The following is a 20,875-nucleotide window of genomic DNA, read 5'->3' as shown; positions in this document are numbered from 1 at the left end:
GACGATCAGGCGCAGCAGTCCGTCGTCGGGGCCAGCTGGGCTGTCGTTTTGACGCATGTCGCCCCCAGCATGCTGGGCGCGACATCGCTGCACTCGTGTTGATCACCAGGCTCCGCGGGACCGGCCATTCAGCTAGTGCAATCTTTCCGATCCGGCTGCGGAGATACCTTCGCAGCGCGTGACGAGCATGCGCGGTGGGAGGCTCAGAAGGTAAGACCCTCGTAGATCAAGTTGTCGATGAGCCGCTGGCCCTCGTAGCCGGCGCGTGTGATCGCGCCCGTGTCCAGCCTGCGGCAGGAGGCCGCCTGCCATGGAACGGCGAGCCCGTGGGATTGATGCGCGACGCCGGTCCGGCGGCTCTGGTTACGGATCTCTGACTTGTTGTGCGAACCCAGCTCGGTCGCGACGCGGACTCGTAGTCTCCCCGTGCCCCGGCCCGCGGCGGTGGACACCATGCAACCGGGTGCCGGCAACGCGAAGAAGCCACTGCTGGGAGGTGTACTGACAGGGCATCCCTCCTCCAGCGGGCCCGACCTAGCCTGGGGGCTGTGGACAACCGCGACGAGGTCAAGGCCTTCCTCAGCTCCCGCCGGGCCAGGATCACCCCTGGGCAGGCTGGCCTGCCGACTCACGGCCGCAGCAGGCGCGTGCCGGGACTGCGCCGCAGCGAGGTGGCCGACCTGGCCGGAGTCAGCGTCGAGTACTACGCCCGACTCGAGCGGGGCAACCTCGGCGGCGTCTCCGAGAGCGTGCTGGTTGCCCTGGCCCGCGCGCTGCGACTGGACGAGGCCGAACGGGCGCACCTGGTCGACCTCGCCCGGGCCGCCGGCCCGGCCGCACGCACCCGGCGCAAGCCCACGGCCCACCAGATCCGGCCCAGCGTGGCGCGCATCCTCGACGGGATGACCGAGCTACCGGCCCTCGTCAACAACGGGCGCCTCGACGTCCTCGCCGCCAACCCCCTGGCGGAGGCACTGTTCGCGCCCGTGTTTGCCGACCCGGCCCGACCGGTCAACCACGCCCGGTTCACCTTCCTCAACCCCCGCGCGCGTGACTTCTGGATCGACTGGGAACGCGCCGCCGATGACAGCGTGGCCATGCTGCGCCTCGAAGCCGGCCGCGACCCCTACGACAAGGCACTGTCCGACCTCGTCGGCGAACTGTGCACCCGCAGCGACGCCTTCCGCGTCCGCTGGGCCGCCCACGATGTCCGCCTGCACCGCACAGGACTCAAGCACTTCCACCACCCCCTCGTCGGCGACCTGCACCTGTCCTACGAGGTCCTGGAACTACCCGCCGACCCCGGCCTGGCCCTAATCGCCTTCAGCGCCGAAGCGGGCTCACCCAACGACGACGCCCTCAAGTTCCTCGCCAGCTGGGCCGCCACCCACAACCCAGCCGACGCCCTGCGAGCACCGAACCAGAAGTGAGCCCGGGGGTAACGCACTACAGCCTCGCGAGGTAGCGCCGTTCGCGCATCACCTCGACCGTCCGCATCGACGGGGTCCACAGCAACGCCTCGACATCAGATGCCGAGTTCGTAATGACAGCGGCGGATGTTCCGTACGAAATCGCGCCCGGCGCCGAGGGTCTGGGCGGAGCGGCGGCGTTTGGGACCACGCGTCGGCCGCAGTCTGGCTTTCAGTCGGCTGTGGTCGGATTCAACCCGGTTGTCCTCCCACCGCGCTTTCCGGCCGTGACTTCCACTCGTAGTACCCGGATTTCGAGACGTCCAGCCACTCGCACATCTGAATGATCGTGGGAGCGTAGCGCTCCGTGAGAATGTCGGCGTACTCGGCATCGATGAACTCACATCTTTCCGTCACCGATGCTCCCTTGCGAAGTACGCCGCCGCTTTTTCAGGAAGGTGTTCTCGGTCTCCAGTTCGCGGACGCGGCGCTCCAGATCTCGTACCCGATCACTTTCGGGGATTCCCGAGGGCGGGGGGTCGGTTGCGCGCTTCGCTCGGTACGCCTTCGCCCAGAATCCGAGCGTGGTCTCGTTGATCCCGAGTTCCCTGGCTACCTGAGCGATCGGCCGTGGAGGCGAGGAGTCGACCACCATCTTGACGGCCTGTTCCTTGAACTCCGGGGTAAAATTCTTCGACTTTCCCGACACTCGATCCCGTTCCCTTCCAGTAAGAATCCTAGTGGATCCCCTGTCCGGAAACTCCGGGGCACCTCAGTCAGCTGGCTGCTGCCGTGTCTTCCGGAGGCCCGGCATCGCCGCGGGGTCTAGGGAAACCAGCCGACGCTGGTCGCCCAGCTCACCGCCCTGCCCTGGTCCCAGGTCCGCACCGCAGCCCGCACGACCAGCCGCGGCCAAGGCCGCGTCGAGCGCCGGACCGTGAAGGCCACCGAGATCCGCGCCGGGATCGGCTTCGCCATGCTGTCCAGGCCATCCAGATCACCCGCCACCGCCAGCCGATCGCCGGCGGCCCGGCCAAGACCGAGACCATCCACACGGACACCAGCCTGCCGACCCACCAGGCCAACCCCGCCCTGCTCGCTGAGATCGCCCGTGGCCACTGGACGGTCAGAACCAGCTCCACTGGGTCCGCGACGTTATTTACGACGAGGACCGCCACCAGGCCCGCACCGGCCACGTCCCAAGGGTCATGGCCAGCCTCCGCAACCTCGCGATCACGATCCTGCGCCAGGCCGGCACTACCAACATCGCCCAGGCCCTACGCCACCGCGCTCGCCACCCGAACGGCCCCACAAACGATCAAGAATCTGAATCGCTAACGAGCAACTTTGCCAGCGCCCTGGATCCAGGGGTCACGCACGAGGGCCGCTCCTCGTTACGGATGTCGTACCTGGCGGCGATCGGGTCGATCTTTACCGAATCGAGCGCTCCGTCCCGTGAGGACCGTCGGCCCTGCCTCGAAGAAGGACCCTGGAAAACTCCGATACGCCGTCACCGTCACACCACTCGAAAGGACAGGGACTAGCGGGCGGCCCGTTGGAAGTCCGTGTTGAACCATGGCGATCACCTTGAAGGCCGCCTGGCCGCGACCACCACCAACTAGCCGATCACCTATAGCCACGATTCAGTTACGCCGGGCATCGAGCACTCCCATGCGTCGGCGGGAGTGTCGCGTTGTAGGACAGTCGCGGCGGCCGAACTGGGCTTATCGTCACGGATCCGGCTGGTGAGACGTCCCTAGGGACCTATATAGCTAGGAGACCCGTCGTATGAAGTTCAGATGGCTTGCCGCGGTCACGGCCGGGTTAGTCGTGGCCCTCGCCGGCTGCGGGGGGGCCAGCGGAGGCTCGGAGGGGACGCCGGGCTCTGGCGGCACCGCTGCCGCGAACCTGCAGGAAACGGCGAAGGCCAAGGTCGATGGCTACATAGCGGTGCCCGAGAGCTACCCCGGTCCGACGACGCCGTTCGACCCGGGCACCGGCAGGACCGCTGTGATGGCCTGTGGTTTCGGAGCGCCGGTTTGCGCGGAGCAGGCCAGGTTCGCGGTCGATGCAGTCCACAAGATGGGATGGGAAAGCCCACCAGCATTTGACGGCCAGTTCTCGCCGCAGGTTCAGGCCGGCTTCGTCGATCGTGCCGTGCAAGATAAACTCGACGGCATCATCCTCGTCTCGGTCGATGTAAACGGAATCAGGGCCTCGATCGACCGAGCCATCGCCGCGGGTATGCCCATCATGTGCACGATGTGCGTTTCTGGTCCGGATTACGAAGGCAAGGGCGTCACAGACGTCACCGTCGACTTTGAGCAGCAAGGCGAGATCGCGGCCTGGAAGATCCTCGCGGACCGAGGCAAGGACGCGAAGGCCGTGACATATTTCGACCCGGCATTCTCGTCGTCGGTCAACCGCAGCATAGGTATGACGAAGATCTTTAAGGAGAACTGCCCGGGCTGCGCGTTCGCGGCGATGAAGTTCCCTTCCATCGATGTCTCGAAGCCGGGGCCCCCTCAGTTCACCTCCCTTCTTGCGTCGCGTCCGAAGGGCACGATCACCAACTTCCAGGCGACGTACGACGGGCTTGCCGTTCCGGCTGCCAATACGGTCCGCCAGATCGGCCGGACGGACGTCACCGTCAGCGGATATGACGGAAGCCCTGAGGCGCTCGCAGCGATCGTCTCACAGAACCCGCCTCTGGAGTTCACCATCGGCGAGCCCTACACATACGCCGAGTGGGCGGCGGCCGACCTCCTGGCTCGTACCAAGGCGGGTGAGAAACTGTGGTCCAACGCCGACAAGCTTCCGAGCACACTGATCGTCCGGTCAACCGCTCAAAAGTACCTTGACGGCAACCCGGCAGGATCGTCCTACCCCGCTCCCGCGGGCGCCTGGCAGGGTAATTTCCTGAAGCTCTGGGGCAAGCCCTAAGCAAGCCGGTTGGAGTGGGTGTGCGCCGAGACCTCGGTGCGCACCCACTCCCGTCACTCCGAAGCGCACGAAGTAAGGAAGCGGCATGAATGACGACGGCTCACACAGTCTCGAAATCTCCCAAATGCGGAAATCCTTCGGACCTAACCAGGTTCTGAAGGGAATCGACCTGACCGTTGGAAAGGGTGAGTTCGTCGGGTTGATGGGTCCGAACGGGGCTGGGAAGTCGACGCTTATCAAGATTCTCGCCGGCGTGTACGAGGCCTCTAGCGGTACGATCCGGCTAGGAGGGTCAGCCGTCCGTTCCCTGGCAGACAGCCCGGACGTAGGTTTCATCCACCAAGACCTCGGACTGGTCGACTGGCTCTCGATCGTCGAGAACCTGAGCCTCGGGACGCCGCCGAAGCGGCTTTTCGGTCCAATTCTCAACAAGCGGGCCGAGCGCGAGGAGGCCCGGCGAGCACTTAATCGTGTCGGACTGAAGCTGCCCGTCGACATGCTAGTCGGAGACCTGACCCCGGGCGAGAAGACCCTCGTGGCGGTCGCGAGAGTGTTCGACCGGGGTGCCAAGATCCTGGTGATCGACGAGACTACATCGACGCTTCCCCCCGCCGAGGCGAACCGCGTGATCCGGTCGCTTTCGGCCGCAGCCGAGAGCGGCGCGACGGTGATCATGGTGACGCACAAACTGTCCGAGATCTTGGACGCGTCGAACCGCGTCCTGGTGCTGATCGACGGCGAGCTCGTGCACGACACTCCTACCCGAGGCCTCGACCGCGCATCACTTGTGCGGATGCTGATGCAACACGAGGCGGCTGGCCCAGGCGCCGACTCGCTGGCGGCCGGTCGCTCGGCGGGCGAAGGCATCATCGAACTGCGTGACGTGTGGCTCGGCAAACTCGGCCCGGTCAACCTGAGGCTCAACGCCGAAGAGGTGGTGGGTCTCAGCGGTCTGCCGGGCTCAGGTCTGCACGACATCGCCTTCGCCGTGAACGGCAACCTTGCGCCGGACAGCGGGGAGGTCATACCTCTCCGACCTGGTCTCAAGCGGGCGCTGGTGCCTCCCCACCGCGAGAGCCAGGGTGGCTTCAGCACCCTGACCGTTCGGGAGAACATGTCGGTGTCGGCTTTACCCCGGTGGCGCCGGATCGGGCGCCTCATCGACCCACGTCGCGAGAGGAGCGAATGTGCGGACATCGCAGGCGAGCTGTCGGTCAAGCCCCGCTCCATCGACACACCGTTCGACGTCCTTTCCGGCGGTAACAAGCAGAAGGTTATATTCGGCCGCGCACTGCTCCGCCAGCCCGACGTCTTCGTCCTGTGCGAGCCGACTCGCGGGGTCGACGTCCAGACCCGCTCCGAGATCTACCGCTTGATCCGGGAGCTCACGGCGAAGGGCGCGGCCGTCCTCGTGGCGAGCTCGGACGCAGAGGATCTCTTCTCCGTGTGCGACCGAGTCGCGCTGGTTGAGGACGGACGGCTGCAACCACTTCGGCACGTCTCTGAACTCACAGCATCTGAATTGGAGCTGATGGTCTGATGGTGAACACCGCTACCGCCACGAAGCCTCCGGCCAGCGAGGAGACGGCGGAGGTCGCGAGCCAGCAGTCCAGTCTCGTTCGACGGAAGCTCATCGACAGCTCGATTACCGTCGTTGTCTTCCTTGGCCTCTTCGTCGCCTTCGGGCTTTGGCTCGGCAAAGTCTTCCTCAATGTCGATGGGCGGATGCTGGACGTTCACCAGAACGTGCCCATCATGCTGCTAGGCGTTGCGGTGCTCGTCACGCTCGTGCCAGGGATGTTCGACCTCTCGGTCGCCGGCGTCGCGACGCTCTCGTGCTTCCTGACCATCGGTCTGACCGTTCGCGAGGGATGGCCGTTCCCGGTCGTCTTACTGGTGGCGCTGGGACTCGGTATGGCCGTAGGTCTGGTCAACGGCTTCCTGATCGAGCGGTTCAAGGTCAACGCCTTCATCGCGACCCTCGGTACGGGCGGCATCTGCACCGGCGCGTCGGCTGTGTACTCTGGCGGCACATACGTCGGCCCGCTTCCCGGCGGGCCTCAGCTTCCGCACTGGTTCGTGAACCTCGCAGCCTTCAGTTCTAAGGCACCCAGCTGGCTGATGGCCGTATGTATCTTACTCGCAGGCGTTACGCTCTTCTTGAGGCTCGACTCGGTGCGCCCACCTTCATGGCCTCAAAACCGATGGATCGCCGTGAAGACCGTCGCGCTGGCGGTCATTGCAGTAGTGCTTGTGTTTGGCTTTCAGGCCCATCAGTGGCTCTCGGCAGTGTCGTGGATCATCTTCTTCTTGCTCGTCATGGCGTTGGTGCTGTCGGTCCTGCTTCAGCACACGACCTTCGGACGGCACCTTCAGGCCATCGGTTCCAACCGATCGGCGGCCCTTCTGGCGGGTGTGAAGGTGCGGCGCCAGGTCATGAAGAGTTTCGTGCTGGGCGGATTCATCGCGTCGGTCTCAGGGGTCGTCCTGGCAGCCGGCCAGGGCTCGGCCGCCCCTGACGTGGCCGCGAGCTTCCTGCTTCCGGCGTTCGCTGCTGCGTTCCTCTCGACGGTCGTGCTCTCCGAGGGGCGCTTCACGGTTCCAGGCACGATCATCGGAGGAATCTTCGTGGTCTGGGTGGGCCAAGCGTTCGTCCTCGGGGGCGTCGACCCTACGTGGATCCCCGTCGTCAATGGGGTCGTGCTCGTCGGTGCGGTCGCACTTTCCACCGCAATGAGGGCGAGAAGGTAGCGCCCCACTCGCTGACGACCTCGGGGTTCAACAGAGGGTCGGTCACGGAGAGACGCCGTCAGTTTCAGGGAGCTTTCGGAGACATGACCCCCGGACGCTGACCATCCTGGACATGGCCGGCGTCCGGCAGCGCTGCTGGGGTTGTTCGCCCGGTTTCCGATCCGGGTACGCCGTCGGCTGGGCGTGCTACTCACGCTGGCGACGTGTGCGGTGCTGGCGGACGCCTGCTTGTCCAACGGCGACCGGCGAGTGTGCCGCGGACTGTGACAAGGCCGCTCAGGCTGTGCTGGGAACCGTCAGACGGGCGCTGGGCAAGTCGATGTTCCGCCTGGTGTTCAAGAAGATCGACGCCGGCCGGCTGGGCGAGGCGCCCGGCGACTCGGCCCGCCGCCCGCATGACTCCGCCGGCCGACTCGGGCACTCTCGCGCCTGTCCGGTGGTGGTGAGATCGAGCGGCGGCCGACCAGAGCTGTAGACGGCGAATTCCGGCGGCGGGCCGTCTCTTCGCCGGGCCCATGCCGTCCCTGCCTTCGACTTGCAGCGACTGGTGGTCACGGCGAACGGGTAAGGGGTCAGGAGACATTCGATTCATTTCGGCGCACAGTCACCATCGACAGCTCGACAGTGCGACAGAACCGCGCGTCGGACACTCTCGACCGAACGTCGGACACTCCCCTACGGTCGGGTCTCGATGACGACGCGGTCGCGGCCGGCGCGTTTGGCTGTGTAGAGCGCGCGGTCGGCGCGGTCAAGAAGGTCGGCCAGGCCGTTGTCGTGGGGGGACAGCGGGGTCAGGCCGATACTCAGGCGCACGGTGAGTGGCCCTGCCACGGTGTCGATCGGGCTGTTGGAAACCGTGTACCGTAGTCGTGCAGTGATCATCTCAGCAACGGGCAGGGATCCGGGCAGCAGGGCTGCGAACTCCTCGCCGCCGACCCGGCCGATGATGTCGTCGGCGCGCAGGGAGGTTCGGATGCGCTGGGTGACCTTGGTGAGGACCTCGTCGCCGATGGAGTGCCCGTAGGTGTCGTTGACCCGCTTAAAGTGGTCGATGTCGATCATTGCCGCGTTCGTCGGCAGGCCGGCGGCGGTACGGCGAGCAAGGGCTCGTTCGGCCTGTTCAAAAAATTGCCGCCGGTTCGCGAGACCGGTAAGCGGGTCGGTGGCGGCGTGGTGGCGCAGTTCCTCGATCAGTTGTGCGTTTCGGTAGGCAATCATTGACTGGTCGATGACGGTGCGAGCGGTCTGGATGCGTGTGTCGCCGTAGCAGCCCGGTGCGCGGGAGGCCAGGACGATGATGATCTCGGTGTTGCGGCGGAGCGGTAAAGGCGCGACCAGCCAACTCTCCGCGGGGTAACGCTGGCCGGGCAGTTCAGTGGCGTTGTCGTCGGCGGCGAGGATCTGTCCGCTGAGGAGGGCTCCCCACAGTGGCGAGCCCTCGGGGATGGCGGGTTCGGCGTCGGCGTCGGCGACGTCGTCGACGTCACCGTGGGTGGAGTCGACGCGGATGGTGCCAGAGGCGCGGGTCAGCACCCATGCGGCGTCGAAGGGAAGGATCCTCCGAGCGGCGGTGAGCACGCGGCCGGGGATGTCCCGGGTGTCCAGTGTCGACGTCGCCTGGACCGTGACCGCTCGTAGGGTCTCGGCGAACTCGCGTTGGTGTCGTTCCGCCGCGATGACGGCCTGTAGCCGGGAGGTTTCGGCGGTTCGCAGAACTTGTCCGACCTGTTTTGCCAATGTGATCAGAATTTGCGCGTCCTCCTCGGTGAACAGGCCTCGGGCGACGCGGCTGTCGACGTATATGACGCCGCTGCGATGCCCGTCGAACGGGACCGGTGCGGCGAGGATGCTGCGCAGGCCGTACTGGACGGCGCTGTGCGAGCCGAGGGCGGCCCCCTCATCCGTGCCTGTCACCACCAGCGGTCGCTGTTCGGCGTGGACGTGTTCGACGACCGTCGTGGCGAACTGCGTGAGCTCACAATCGAGCGGCTCCGATTCGTGCTGTTCGTTGCCGCGATTCCTTGTGCGGCTCGCATAGAGCTGCAGCGGGCCGGGATCGGGCTCGCTTCCGGACGAGTCGGGAAGGTGACCGGAGGCGGGCGTGCCTTCGGGCAGGGCGGGGAACAGCAGCAGGGCCCGGTCCGCACCCAGAATGCTGATGATCTCGTCGAGGGCGACGGTGGCCACGGCTTCCGGAGCTGTCTGCCGGCCAGCCGCGGCACTGACCCGTAGGACCGCGTCGAGGCGACGTCGATCCCGGCTGGATGTTGGCAACGCTTCGGCCGGTTCCTTAGGAGACGCTCGACGCTCGAGGCCTTTGAACTCGTGTAGCACCCTGCGTTCCCGGCCGACCCAGCCGTGCTGCCGGGCGAACTGGGCGGCGAGGTCCGCTTCGGTCTCCGCGCGCTCGGTCTCGCCCTGCGCACTCAGACATCGGGCCCGCTCGAGGAGCGCGTCGAAACGGACGCGAGGCAGGTCGAGATCGCGCGCTCTCCGCTCCGCGGCGTCCAGCAGATCCAGCGCGGCGTCGTGGTCGCCGATGAGTTGGCGGTCGACAGCACGTAGGACCCGCAGGTCGGCCGCACACGGCGGATAGGCCGCCGCCCAGCGCGCCGCACGCAGGGCCTGCCGGGCGGCGCGGTGGCGCCGTGCCCGCTCCGGTCCTGGCGGCGCGGCCCGCGCCTGTTCGAGACGGCCACGCGCCTTCGCGATCCAAAAAGACCGGAAGAACTTCGGTACCTGAGAAGGACGAAGACCGACAGCGTCTCCGGCGGAGATCACAGCGTCGAAGGCCGGACCGAACTCGCCGTCTTCCACCTCAAGCTCGGCGACGTCATGACAGATCATGTAGCGACGAAACCGTTCGGACTCCGGGTAGGCGTCGAGGGCGGCCAGGCCGGCGTGCTTAACCGGTGGGAAGCCGAGTATCCTAGCGATCCGCGCCCGCATAATCGCGAAATCGGCCTGGAGGCGGTCACCTCCGGCTGCCCCCGCCTGGGCCTCGAAGACATCCCACGCCTCCTGGAAACATCCACGGACGACAAGACTCCGCACATAGGTTGAGTAGCAGTTCAGGAAGTGCGCGGTCTCGATGAACCGAGCTCCCCGGCGAAACGCTCTCGCGAACGCCCGCTCCCCCTCGACATTGCGGCCGATGAACACCAGCGTCGAGGCCGTGTAGAAGAACATCTTTGTCTGCAGCGCTGGATCGTTGCTCTCTTCCCCGAGCCGGTGCAGCCAGCCGATGTCACGCTGCACGGTTCGCCTTCGGCCGAATTCCGCCGCCATGTGGTGCGCGCAGAGGTGACCGCGCAGGTACTCCGCTCCCGAGCCAAGTCGGTTACTGGGTGCGACAGCCGACATCAGAAAGGCCAACGCCGGCCCCATCCGCCCGCAGTACCATTCGCTCAGGGCACCGACCTCGTAGAGACGGCAGCGGATCTCATGAAGCTTCTTCGTGTCACCGGCCGCCCGGCCGAAGCCGGTCGACCGCCACCGGCAGGCCATGCCGACCACCCACCGGCCCACACTGACCGCCGCCATCGCCCCGGGGTTGGCCGGTAGTCCCCGGCCGATCTCCGCCAGACCCCGGTGGACGTACTCCCGCGCGGCGGCGACGTGGAACTCGCCATACTCGACCCAGGCGAGCTCCTCGAAAATCCACGCCCGCCGCCGTGGATCACTCTGCTCACAAAGCGCGCGGAGGAAGTGTCTCCGAGCGTCCAGGGATTGGACCGTGCGGGTGCAGGCGAGCGCGAAACCCTCCTCATAGTCGGCGTCCGGCTCGATGCCGGCCTCAGCCGCCGCTGTCGACGCGGCGCGGTAGAAAGCCACTGCCTCGTGGGGCGCCGGCGCGACGAGCGCTGCCGCTGCGGCGGCGGCCGCCAGCCGGAAACGACGCTCCGGGGCCACCTCCCCGGCGACCGCGTGCCGGGCGAGTTCGTAGGGACGGCGGGATGACTCCACTGCCTCCACTCCGCCGAGGACATCTGTCCCTGGGGCCTCGAGGACATCGACGATGCGCCGGTGGACCGTTGTCCGTGCCTGCTCGTTCATGGTCGACAGCAAGGCCTCGTGCACACAGTCGTGCACGAACGACCACGTCCCGCCGCCGCTCGATATGACCAGCTGATGGGCTTCGGCCTCGGCGGTCGCCCTGGCCACCACGGCGGTGCTGCTGGCGCTCGCATCCGCCAGCAGCGCGGGATGGAAACGCCGGCCGATCACCGCGGCCGCACCAAGAACCGACGCCGCGACTGGGCTGAGCCCGTCCAACCGATGACGGATCAGATTGAGCACCGCGACCGGCAACGGCAGGGAGTCGAGGCTGGCCCGGTCCAGTACGAACCGCCCCCAGTCAGGACGGATCAGACCCGCGTCGATCACCGCCCGCATGTACTCGACCACGGCCAGCGGATTTCCGGATGATCGGACGGCGACCTCGTCCGCAAATGCCTCGTCGGCGATCTCACCGAGGTAGTAGCCGATTATCTGGGTGACCTCGTTGGTATCCAACGGCCCAAGGGTGACTTCCCAACTCGTCGCGAGCCCGGCCGCGACGCGCAACGAGGCATCCCGGGTCGAATTGATGATCATTAGCCCTGGCGTGTTGATGGACGCGGTGAGATCCTCCAGCACCTGTTGGTCCGCCGGTCCCAGCCAGTGGGCGTCGTCAATCCAGATGATCATTCCTTTGGACAGCTCTGTCAGCCGGCTGAGAAAACCGACCACGGCCGAACGGAATTGCATCTCATCGGCGGCCGACTCGCCCACCGCCGTCTCCACGCTCGACGTGTGCACTCCGAGCGCGCGGGCGAGCATGGGATGCAGGCGGGCGAGATGTCCGGCATCGGCTCCGGCCGCCGCCACGATCCTGTCGGACAACTGCCGCCGACCGGGCTCCGGCACCGACTGAAGGTCATGAAAGTAGCTGTCGATCAGATCGCGCAACAGCGTGAACGGAACGGAGGTGTGCACGGCGCACCGACCACGCAGCACCTGGCGTCCGGCCACCAGGCCCGACGACGAGAGCAGTTCCTGGATAAGGAGCGTCTTTCCAGCGCCGGCTTGTCCAGCGACCGTCACGACGCCAGATCCCCCCGCGAGACATTCCGCCCAGGCTCGCCGGAGCAGTGCACGCTCGCGTCGACGTCCGACCAAGCAGCCGGTGGCCCACGCTCCACCCGCTCCAGCGGGTGGCATCGGCATTTCGGGCCAGTGTGGCGCGAGCGGGGCGAGGGCGACGACGACGTCCCGTGCAGACGGGTACCGATCGTCCGGGTCCTTGGCCAGCAGCCTGGCCACCACAGTGGTGAGCGTCTCCGGAATGTCGGCGCGCACCTGGGCCAAGGGACAGGGCGCCACGACCGCGTGCATGCGCATCAGCTCGGCGGTGTCGGATGCCTGGAATGGTGGCGAACCAGCCAGGCAGTGATATAAAACCGCGCCCAGAGCGTACAGGTCAGCGCGCGCGTCGACCTGTCGGTGCAGCATCCCCGTCTGCTCCGGGGCGCTGTAGAGTACCGTGCCGACGGCGGTGTCACCGTAGAGGCCCCCGGCCCGGGCCATCAGGCCGAAATCCAGCAACGTCGCATCGCCATGTGAACCGATCAGGATGTTCGGCGGTTTGACGTCTTGATGAACCAGGCCCCGCCGGTGCGCCTCGGACAGCGCCGAGGCCACGTTCAGCGCGATCCGCACGGTCTCGGCGACATCCAGCGGCCCCGCCCGGATCCGCGACTCCAACGACTCACCCTCGATGAAATCCAGGATGAGATACGGATAGTCCGCCGTCCGCCCCGCAGCTCGAACTGGGGCTATGTTCGGATGATTCATGCAGGCCAGAATCGTCGCTTCGCGAGCAAAAGCACGATCCGTGCTCTCATCGTAGGCGACCGCCCGAACCGGAACCTTCACCGCATAGTTCCGACCAGCCCGTTCCGCCCGATACACAATGGAATAAGAACCCCGCCCCACCTCTTCCTTGACGACTACGCCGGGTATGACAATCTCTACCATAAACCCACACCTCGTAATTATGCGAACCACATGCACCTGACCGCGCCATCGGCACCTCCCGCACAAATAATGATTCCACAGGCCCGGAGTAGCCGCATGTCAATCTCGAGCCTGCCACCCTGCGATCGCCGGCTGATCGGCCTCGTCCCCAGGGGTCTGCCGGCCGGGCCCCGGACGCGGCCTCCCTAGGAGCAGCGACAGAACGATCGAACAGGCGAGCGATCGAGGACCTGGACGCTGGCCACCTCCTCGCTTACGACCGAGCGCCGCCGCCGGCCGCCACAGATCTGGCGACCGCAGGAGGCACCGAAGTACCAGGCGCTCCGATCCGCAACGCCCGCGCGGGTCTACGCGGAGCCAGGCCCGCCACTATCGCGGCGACGACGAACCCAATCGCCATGACCGTCCAGGCGTTAACGTAGCCGCCTTCGGTCGGGACGCCGCTCGACGTAGCGCCTCCCGCGACGATGCCAGCAGTGACTGTCGTCCCGATCGAACCACCGATCGTCCGGATGTTGTTGTTCATCCCCGACGCGACGCCGGTCTGTTCGGCCGGCACCGCCTCCACGACGAGTTGCGACATCGACGAGAACCCGAGCCCGACCCCAGTCCCGAACAAAGCAGTCGCCACATAAACCAACAAACTGTGGTCATGGTTGACGAGCAGGACGACCGGGCCGAGAGCCGCGATCAGCGCCCCCGCGACCAGGACGGTCTTCCAACCGAAACGGCCCGCGAGATCCGCCGCGACGACGCTCGCGACCAGGATGCACAGCGTCGAAGGCAGCAGGTACGAGCCTGCCTCGCTGACGCTGGCCCCGAAGCCGTAGCCGGCAGACGGCGGCGTCTCCACGAACTGCGGGTTGATCACGACCATGGAGTAGACAGCGAACCCGAACAGCAGCGCCATCACGTTCGTCCGCAAGACCGTCGGGTGGCACAACATCCGCATGTCGACCACTGGATTGGAGGCCCGCCGTTCGGTCGCTACCCAAGCCGCCACGAGCAGGGCGGTGACGACGAACAGCGCGATCACCTGAGGCGAGGTCCATCCCCACCTCGGGCCCTCGCTGGCCCCGAGCAACAGGGCAACGAGCCAGCTCGCCAGCAACAGTCCGCCGAACCAGGAGACACGGCGGTCGGCTCGCACGCCGGAATCCGGCACCGCCAAGACCGCCGCCATCGTGACAACTCCGATCAGCCCGGCTGGCAGCCAGAACAACCACTGGTAGCCGAGGTGGTCGACGATCGGGCCGGCGAGCGTGACGCCGAGGCCGGCGCCCCCGCCGAGCATCGCGGAGAGTACGCCGATCCGGCTGCCGACCTGCTCTCGCGGGAAGGTCTCACGGATGATGCCGAAGGCAATCGGAAAGATGGCACCGGCCGTACCCTGCACCAATCGCCCAACAATCATGACGGACAGTGACGTGGCCAGTGCGGCGATCAGACTTCCGACGGCGAAGGCGGCCAGAGCGCAGACCAGCATCCGCTTGCGGCCGCAAGCGTCACCCAGGCGGCCGAGCAGAGGCGTCGCCACAGAGGAACTCAACAGGAAGGACGTCATGATCCACGATCGGCCGACCGGACTGAGATGGAGTTCGCTTCCTATCTGGGGGAGGGCAGGGGACACCATCGACGCCTGCAGTGCATAAGTCAGCGCAGCCAGCACCAGGACGCCGAAGACTACCGCCGTCGACGCACCGTAGGCGGGTGCCGAAGCCTGCTGCACGATCATCGACTTCGCTGCCCGCGTCAAGCGCACTCCTCAAGCAGACCCGGCCGGCTCGTCGACGCGAGCTAGGCCCCGAATGCCTGGGTCGTCAGGCGCGGACCGGGGCGGAAGCCGTCGAGATGCGAAGGCGGACTGAGTACCTATCTGAGACTCAGTCTCAGTACTGTATCCCGTCTTGCATGGCATGATTGACGAACACAGTGTGATCTGCGCTTCCCTCCGCGCTTGTTCCCACTGGGCTGCACCAGCGGACGACCGCGAGGGGCACGCCCAGGGAGGATGTACAAGAAGTTGTGCCCTGGTGGCGGCACGCGCGAAAGGAAGGTGGCCGATGACTGCTACGGGCTCGGCTGCAGGAGGCACAGCTGCGGGCTCGCACCCGACGGATACTTCTGGCGCGGCGGCGGTAGGCCTGCGCGAGCGGCTGCGCCAGACCGTTCGGGACGAGCTGTCGACGGTCGCGTTGCAGTTGTTTCTCGACCGCGGATTCGACGCCACGACGGTGGACGAAATCGCGGCTGCGGCCGGGGTCTCGCGTAGCACCTTCTTTCGGTACTTCGCCAAGAAAGACGACGTCATCCTGGCGCAGCTGGAGGCCCGAGCCGACGCGCTGCACGCTACCGCGCTCTCACGCCCGCAGGGTGAACCCCTGATGGTTGTCGCGCGGGCGGCGCTGGACCCGCTCGTGGAGGCGTTCTCGCAGGACCGGGAACGCTCGATCACGTTGGGTCAGCTCGTGGCCTCGACTCCCTCGCTGGGCGCCCAGGAACTGCGCAAGTACCAGTACTGGCGGGCGGTGCTGGCCGAGGCGCTGGGGCACCGGCTCGGCGTCGAGGCCGATGCCGGGATGCGGGCCTCGGTGGTCGCGTCGGTCGCCGTGAGCGCATTCGACGTCGCTGTGCGCGTGTGGCGAACCACCGACACGGGCAGGAGCCTGGCGGCCACCGTGGACGACGCCTTCGCCGGCCTCGCCACCGAATTCGCCTCCGCCGGGGACTGGCCCACCACCACCAGCCCAACTGCGTGAACTGGGCACCATTGTCGGCGTCCTCCGCTCGGTGCCACTCACCGAAGATCGGCACGACTGCGGATTGCGGTCCACGGCCCAATCATCACATCAATCCGCCGTCTTTGGACTTGCCGGCGGACCCGACCGGACTGGAGCAGCTGCCTCCTGGCCAGTTCCGAGAAGACCACCAGGTCGGTGGCTCCCGACCCGGGCGCCTTGAGCAGCACCCGGCCAGACAGGCCCAGCACGTTCGAGGCTACCGACGACAACGTCACTTCCCGCGCCTTCGAGGATCTTGTCCAGGCGTTGGAGCCCCCGGTCTGACATGCCCACCGAGCACGGCGACACGCTCCACGCCCGTTCCGAGACAGGACACGAGATCGCACGCGGCCGGAGGACGCCCGGCACTCCGCGGCGGATCCCCATGGGATCGCGTATCCTGGATAAAATACTGCCGTTCGCTAGAGTAACCGGGAGAAGGGCACAACGAGCGCCATGGTTGGCATCACCCCGGAGCGGAGAACGAAACGAACACAGCTCCCCGACGAAGTCGCATCCTACGTTCGCGAACTGATCGTCTCTGGGACTGTCCGTCCCGGTGAGTATCTTCGGATGGAGCCTATTGCAGAGGCAGTAGGCGTGAGCAACACTCCTGTCCGTGAAGGGCTCCTAACCCTGCAAAGCGAGGGGTTCGTCCGTCTGGTGCCCCACCACGGGTTCGTCGTGGCGCCGTTCACCCAGCGAGACATCCGCGATCTCTTTTGGGCCCAGGCCCAACTCGCCGGCGAACTCGCCGCACGCGCCGCCGAGAATAGGACCGACGAGCAGCTAGACCGGCTGGCGGCGAATCTTGAGCGCTACGACCAGGCAGTGGCGAACAGCGACAGCGAGCAGATCACGATAATCGGGCATTTGTTCCACCGCGAAGTCAACCTCGCTGCAGGCTCACGTCGCCTTGCCCTCTTGCTGGCTTCCGTCGTGAAACACCTGCCGAACAGGTTCTACACCACGATCGAGGGCCAGGTCAAAGGTGCCCACTTCGAGCACCCCATGATCCTGACTGCCCTGCGAAAGCGGGATGCGCGCCAGGCGCGCCTGCTCATGGAGCAGCACATCCTGGAGGGTGGCGAGCACCTCATCGCGAGGCTCGAAGATCAGGGGCTCTGGACAGAAAAAGCGGAAGACGCGTCGGCCTCATGACGCCGGGTGCGGTGTCGACTCTGCGGTCGACTCGGCACCAGGCCCACGGCTCAGGCCGATGAGCGGTGTCCAGTCTGCGACCAGGCTCGCGACACTCGCGCGGGCCGTCCACGCGCCCAAACCGTGACAGCGACAGCGAGCCCTCCCGCAAGCGGCCTCCGTGCACCTCCCCTACCCCTCTGACAAGGCCTCCTTCGCGCCCGAACCGAACCTCGCCTTCCCCAGCCAGCGACCACCCGCTGCAGGGACGACGCGTCTATGGTGTGTACCGGCTGGGGACCAGTCCGGCCGTCTCGGGCACCCTGAACATAGAACATATATGATGCTCGCATTGAGCAGCGTCGGTCACGCCACACCCCCGAGGTTTCCATGGTCAGCAGTCCACCCATCCCTGTCGGCGTCCGACTCCCGCTCGCCAGCGACAGGCTTCCGCCCGCTCAGCTGCTAGGGATGTGCCGGGCCGCCCTGGAGATGGGGTACAGCTCGTTCTGGGTCGGCGACCACGTGCTGCTACCCGAGACCAGCGCCTCGGCTTACCCACACACCGAGGACGGTCAGCGTCCCTTCCGTGCGGACACACCGTGGCTGGATCCGCTTCTCACGCTGACGTGGCTGGCCGCGCAGCTTCCCGAGGCACGTATCGGGACGAGCATCATCATCATGACGCTACGAAAGCCCGCACTGCTCGCCAAGCAGATCGCTAGCGTGTCATGGCTGACCGAGCGCCCGATCTCGCTCGGCGTCGGGACAGGCTGGCTCCGCGACGAGTACGACGCCGTCGGCATGCCCTTCGAGCGACGTGGCACTCGCGCAAGATCCGACATCGCCGAGATCAAGCAGCTGATCAGCGCAGGCAATCGTAGCTACTCCGTGCACGTTGAGGGCGACGAACCCGCCGAAAAGCCCTTCCTCATGAGGCCGACCGCTCCGGCACCGGTCGAGTTCCTGTGGGGAGGTTTCAGCCGGATGGCGATGCGGCTCATCGCGTCGTCGTGCGATGGCTGGCTCCCCGCAAAGCAGAGCCTGGAAGCCCTCGAGCGGTACCGCGGCCATCTTAAAGCAGCCTGTGACGACGTCGGCCGAGACTTCAGCGAGTTGCGGCTCGTCGCAAAGCCGGGGTCAGGTCCGGACCCGAGGTCTGGCCCCATTGACAAGGACAACCTTGCTGGATACGCCGAGCTCGGCTTCCACGAAGTGGTGCTCGAGATGCCGTACGAGCCGAACGGACTGGCTGACGCGGTCGAGACGCTCGAGCGGGTGGCGGCACGGACCTGGTTGTGATGTTGCCGATGCCGAGGGGGGCGTAGTGGCTGCTCGCGGCCGCGGATCCAAGCGGATGCAGTTGCCAGAAGAGGTCGCGACGTACGTCAGGGAGCTGATCATATCCGGGGCCGTTCGCCCAGGTGAGTTCCTACGCATGGAGCGGATCGCCGAGGCTCTGGGCGTAAGCAATACCCCGGTGCGTGAGGGACTGCTTACGCTGAGGAGTGAGGGGTTCGTCCGTCTCGAACCTCGCCGCGGCTTCGTCGTAGCACCCTTCACCCAACAGGACATCCGTGATCTGTTCTGGGCACAGGCAGAACTGGGCAGCGAACTCGCGGCCCGCGCCGCCATGAACATGACACCGGAACGATTGAGGGTTTTCGAAAAAAATCTGGAGGACTATGACCGTGCCATCGCGAGCGACGACAAGGCAGCCATCGCCAAGATTGGCCACCAGTTCCACCGCGAGGTCAATTTGGCAGCAGACTCGCACCGCCTTGCATTGCTTCAGGGTGCAGTCGTCAGGCACCTGCCCAACAGATTCTACGCCACCATCGAGGGCCAGGTCGCGGGTGCCCGTGCCGAGCACCCAATGATCGTTGAGGCATTTCGGCGGGGCGACGCCCGAAGAGCACGATCCTTGATGGCGGTCCACATCCTAGAAGGTGCGGACCGCCTCATCGACACGCTGGAGAAGCAAGGTCTGTGGGATCCGGAAGGCGCGGAGCCGGCTTCCGGAACATCACCCAGCCGAGTTTCTTGACGTCGCGGCGGGATCACGACGCGTAGCAACGTCAGGTGCCCTTTGCTCGGGCCCGCTCCCCGCCAGGTCCGCCGAGGGCGGCTCGGACACTTCCGAGCGCCGGCACCACCGACCTGATCTGTGACGTGCCCTGGCTTGGTCAGGGCCATAGTGCTGGCCGCGTGGGTCGCGAATCCGCACGTCGGTCGACAGCGCTTCCAAGTTGGAGGGCCCGGCGGAACTGCAGGCTCTGGCGCGCTCAGTTGAGCGTTCCACGGTCTCGGTGCCGCCTTCCGACATATATAGAATATGATATGCAATCAACCTCTCACTGAAGGTGACCATCTGATGCTGACCCGTGGAGCCATCCTTCGGCAGGCGCCGGGCGAGTTCGAGGTCGCGGACCTCGAGTTGGACGACCCGCGCCGCGACGAAGTCCAAGTCACACTGGTCGCGTCGGGGATGTGCCATTCGGACGACCACATCGCGACGGGCGACCTACCCGTCGGCACGTATCCGTTCGCCACGGGACACGAGGGCGCAGGCATCGTCACGAAGGCGTTCGCCAACGATAGGGGGATCAACGAAGGCGACCACGTGGTCTTCTCGTCGATGCCCTCGTGCGGACATTGCCGCTACTGCGCTTCCGGAATGCAGACGCTGTGCAATCTCAGTGCCGGCATGCTTGCAGGGGTGCGGTCGAGTGACGGCAGTTACCGGTTGCACCTCACCGACGGCACTCCCGTCGGGCAGATGTGCGGCATCTCGACATTCACAGCGACCACGACGGCGCCAGTGACGTCGGTCATCAAGATCGACAAAGACATCCCCCTGGACAAGGCATGCCTCGCCGGGTGCGCTGTCGGCACCGGCTGGGGATCGGCGGTCAACTCCGCGAATGTCCAGCCGGGCGACATCGTCGTCGTGATGGGGATCGGCGGCATCGGCGCCAATGCACTGCAGGGAGCGGTGCACGCCGGGGCGTCCCAGATCATCGCCGTGGACCCGTTGGCCTTCAAGCGTGAGAAGGCGATGGTGCTCGGCGCCACACATGCGGTCGCGTCGATGGAGGAGGCCAGCGAGATCGCCCGGCAGTTCACGAACGGCCAGGGGGCGGACTCGGTCGTCATCACGGTCGGCGTCCTCAAGCCCGAGCATGTGGGACAGGGGGTTGCTGCCATCCGGAAGGCCGGCACCTGCGTGCTCACCGCGGTCGCCCCGACAGTCGACGTCGGGGCTCAGATCCCGCTGTTCGACTTCGTGCTCTCGGGGAAGCGACTCGTCGGTTCCCTCTTCGGCGAGACGAATCCCACCAGGGACATCCCTCGTCAGCTACGCCTCTACCAGGAGGGCAAGCTCAACCTCGACGCCATGGTCACCAACACCTATACGCTCGACCAGGTGGCGCAGGGCTATCGGGACATGCACGCAGGCAGGAACATTCGCGGAGTGATCCGCTTCGACTGATTCTCTATGGAGGATCGTCTGTCCAGCGGAGGCTGGCGGGTGCGCTGGCTTGACCTGGCCGTGTCGCGGCGCGGCGCGGCGCGGCGCGGCGCGGACGATCGTGGGCGGGGAAGGTCGCCCCGTGTTCGCGTGCTTCGGGCGCGTTGCGTGTCAAGCCCTGTGTGGGCTTGCCGGGGGCCTTCCCCGCTTTCGCTGTCTTGGTGGAGCGTCGTCGGGCGCGGATGTCGGGTAGCACGGTCCACCGCTCGGTCTCGAGGCCTGCGGACAGACAGCGCTGCGGGCACAAGCTTTGTGCCTCACCCGATCACGTGGAAGTCCACTATGCGCGGCGGCGGTGGGAC

The 20,875-nt window shown here is 66.3% G+C and carries 15 protein-coding genes and 1 pseudogene; 10 read left to right on the top strand and 6 right to left on the bottom strand.

Going from position 1 to position 20,875, the window contains the following annotated elements; all coding sequences use genetic code 11:
* Positions 1 to 548 precede the first annotated feature (548 nt).
* Entirely contained in the window at positions 549 to 1,430 is an 882-nt protein-coding gene (locus BCD48_RS30465) for a helix-turn-helix transcriptional regulator (protein WP_071051837.1), read from the top strand.
* Between the two features lie 95 nt (positions 1,431 to 1,525).
* Here BCD48_RS30465 and BCD48_RS47490 read toward each other — a convergent pair.
* From BCD48_RS47490 to BCD48_RS30455, 4 genes and pseudogenes are all read right to left on the bottom strand, one after another.
* Positions 1,526 to 1,678: pseudogene (locus BCD48_RS47490) on the bottom strand (DDE-type integrase/transposase/recombinase); the annotation flags it as partial.
* Positions 1,662 to 1,826 carry a hypothetical protein gene (locus BCD48_RS52565; protein WP_198543470.1) on the bottom strand — a complete coding sequence of 55 codons (165 nt, stop codon included), beginning with the start codon at positions 1,824 to 1,826 and terminating at the stop codon, positions 1,662 to 1,664. The gene BCD48_RS52565 and the pseudogene BCD48_RS47490, both read right to left, overlap by 17 nt.
* Positions 1,810 to 2,118, bottom strand: a complete 309-nt coding sequence (locus BCD48_RS30460; protein WP_071051836.1) for a transposase — start codon at positions 2,116 to 2,118, stop codon at positions 1,810 to 1,812. Before BCD48_RS30460 ends, BCD48_RS52565 begins: the two co-directional genes overlap by 17 nt.
* A gap of 116 nt (positions 2,119 to 2,234) precedes the next feature.
* The gene (locus BCD48_RS30455; RefSeq protein WP_131804126.1) at positions 2,235 to 2,462 is read right to left on the bottom strand and encodes a hypothetical protein; all 228 of its coding nucleotides are present in this window, start codon (positions 2,460 to 2,462) and stop codon (positions 2,235 to 2,237) included.
* Positions 2,463 to 3,197: 735 nt separating this feature from the next.
* On the opposite strand from BCD48_RS30455, the gene BCD48_RS30450 reads away from it, so the two are divergent.
* The 4 genes from BCD48_RS30450 to BCD48_RS30435 all read left to right on the top strand — a co-directional run bounded on the left by BCD48_RS30450 (position 3,198) and on the right by BCD48_RS30435 (position 7,578).
* Positions 3,198 to 4,352, top strand: coding sequence for a sugar ABC transporter substrate-binding protein (locus tag BCD48_RS30450; protein ID WP_071051834.1), 1,155 nt, complete (start codon positions 3,198 to 3,200; stop codon positions 4,350 to 4,352).
* A gap of 85 nt (positions 4,353 to 4,437) precedes the next feature.
* The gene (locus BCD48_RS30445) at positions 4,438 to 5,892 is read left to right on the top strand and encodes an ATP-binding cassette domain-containing protein (RefSeq protein ID WP_083419439.1); all 1,455 of its coding nucleotides are present in this window, start codon (positions 4,438 to 4,440) and stop codon (positions 5,890 to 5,892) included.
* Positions 5,892 to 7,103 carry an ABC transporter permease gene (locus BCD48_RS30440; protein ID WP_071051832.1) on the top strand — a complete coding sequence of 404 codons (1,212 nt, stop codon included), beginning with the start codon at positions 5,892 to 5,894 and terminating at the stop codon, positions 7,101 to 7,103. The genes BCD48_RS30445 and BCD48_RS30440 overlap by 1 nt, the downstream gene beginning before the upstream one ends.
* Before the next feature lie 283 nt (positions 7,104 to 7,386).
* The gene (locus BCD48_RS30435; RefSeq protein WP_071051831.1) at positions 7,387 to 7,578 is read left to right on the top strand and encodes a hypothetical protein; all 192 of its coding nucleotides are present in this window, start codon (positions 7,387 to 7,389) and stop codon (positions 7,576 to 7,578) included.
* Positions 7,579 to 7,778: 200 nt separating this feature from the next.
* Here the strand turns inward: BCD48_RS30435 and BCD48_RS30430 are convergent, their stop codons facing one another.
* Positions 7,779 to 13,121, bottom strand: coding sequence for a diguanylate cyclase (locus BCD48_RS30430; RefSeq protein ID WP_071051830.1), 5,343 nt, complete (start codon positions 13,119 to 13,121; stop codon positions 7,779 to 7,781).
* 253 nt (positions 13,122 to 13,374) lie between these two features.
* Positions 13,375 to 14,856: an MFS transporter gene (locus tag BCD48_RS30425; protein WP_071051829.1), complete on the bottom strand. Its 1,482-nt coding sequence runs from the start codon at positions 14,854 to 14,856 to the stop codon at positions 13,375 to 13,377.
* A gap of 298 nt (positions 14,857 to 15,154) precedes the next feature.
* Here BCD48_RS30425 and BCD48_RS30420 point away from each other — a divergent pair, with 298 nt between their 5' ends.
* The 5 genes from BCD48_RS30420 (at position 15,155) to BCD48_RS30400 (ending at position 20,534) form a co-directional block, all read left to right on the top strand.
* Positions 15,155 to 15,880: a TetR family transcriptional regulator gene (locus BCD48_RS30420; RefSeq protein WP_198543457.1), complete on the top strand. Its 726-nt coding sequence runs from the start codon at positions 15,155 to 15,157 to the stop codon at positions 15,878 to 15,880.
* A gap of 477 nt (positions 15,881 to 16,357) precedes the next feature.
* Positions 16,358 to 17,062: a GntR family transcriptional regulator gene (locus tag BCD48_RS30415; protein ID WP_083419437.1), complete on the top strand. Its 705-nt coding sequence runs from the start codon at positions 16,358 to 16,360 to the stop codon at positions 17,060 to 17,062.
* Between the two features lie 369 nt (positions 17,063 to 17,431).
* On the top strand, positions 17,432 to 18,343 hold the full coding sequence (locus tag BCD48_RS30410; protein WP_071051828.1) for an LLM class flavin-dependent oxidoreductase: 912 nt from the start codon (positions 17,432 to 17,434) through the stop codon (positions 18,341 to 18,343).
* 55 nt (positions 18,344 to 18,398) lie between these two features.
* Positions 18,399 to 19,088: a GntR family transcriptional regulator gene (locus BCD48_RS30405; RefSeq protein WP_083419436.1), complete on the top strand. Its 690-nt coding sequence runs from the start codon at positions 18,399 to 18,401 to the stop codon at positions 19,086 to 19,088.
* Positions 19,089 to 19,376: 288 nt separating this feature from the next.
* A complete protein-coding gene (locus BCD48_RS30400) occupies positions 19,377 to 20,534 on the top strand; it encodes an NDMA-dependent alcohol dehydrogenase (protein WP_312628323.1) in 1,158 nt (385 codons plus the stop codon).
* The last annotated feature ends 341 nt before the right edge of the window (positions 20,535 to 20,875 follow it).

It is taken from the genome of Pseudofrankia coriaricola, from assembly GCF_001854805.1.
Taxonomy (GTDB): Bacteria; Actinomycetota; Actinomycetes; order Frankiales; family Frankiaceae; genus Pseudofrankia.
The sequence above is the reverse complement of the archived record's forward strand: the minus strand, read 5'-3'. Positions and strand labels throughout refer to the sequence as shown.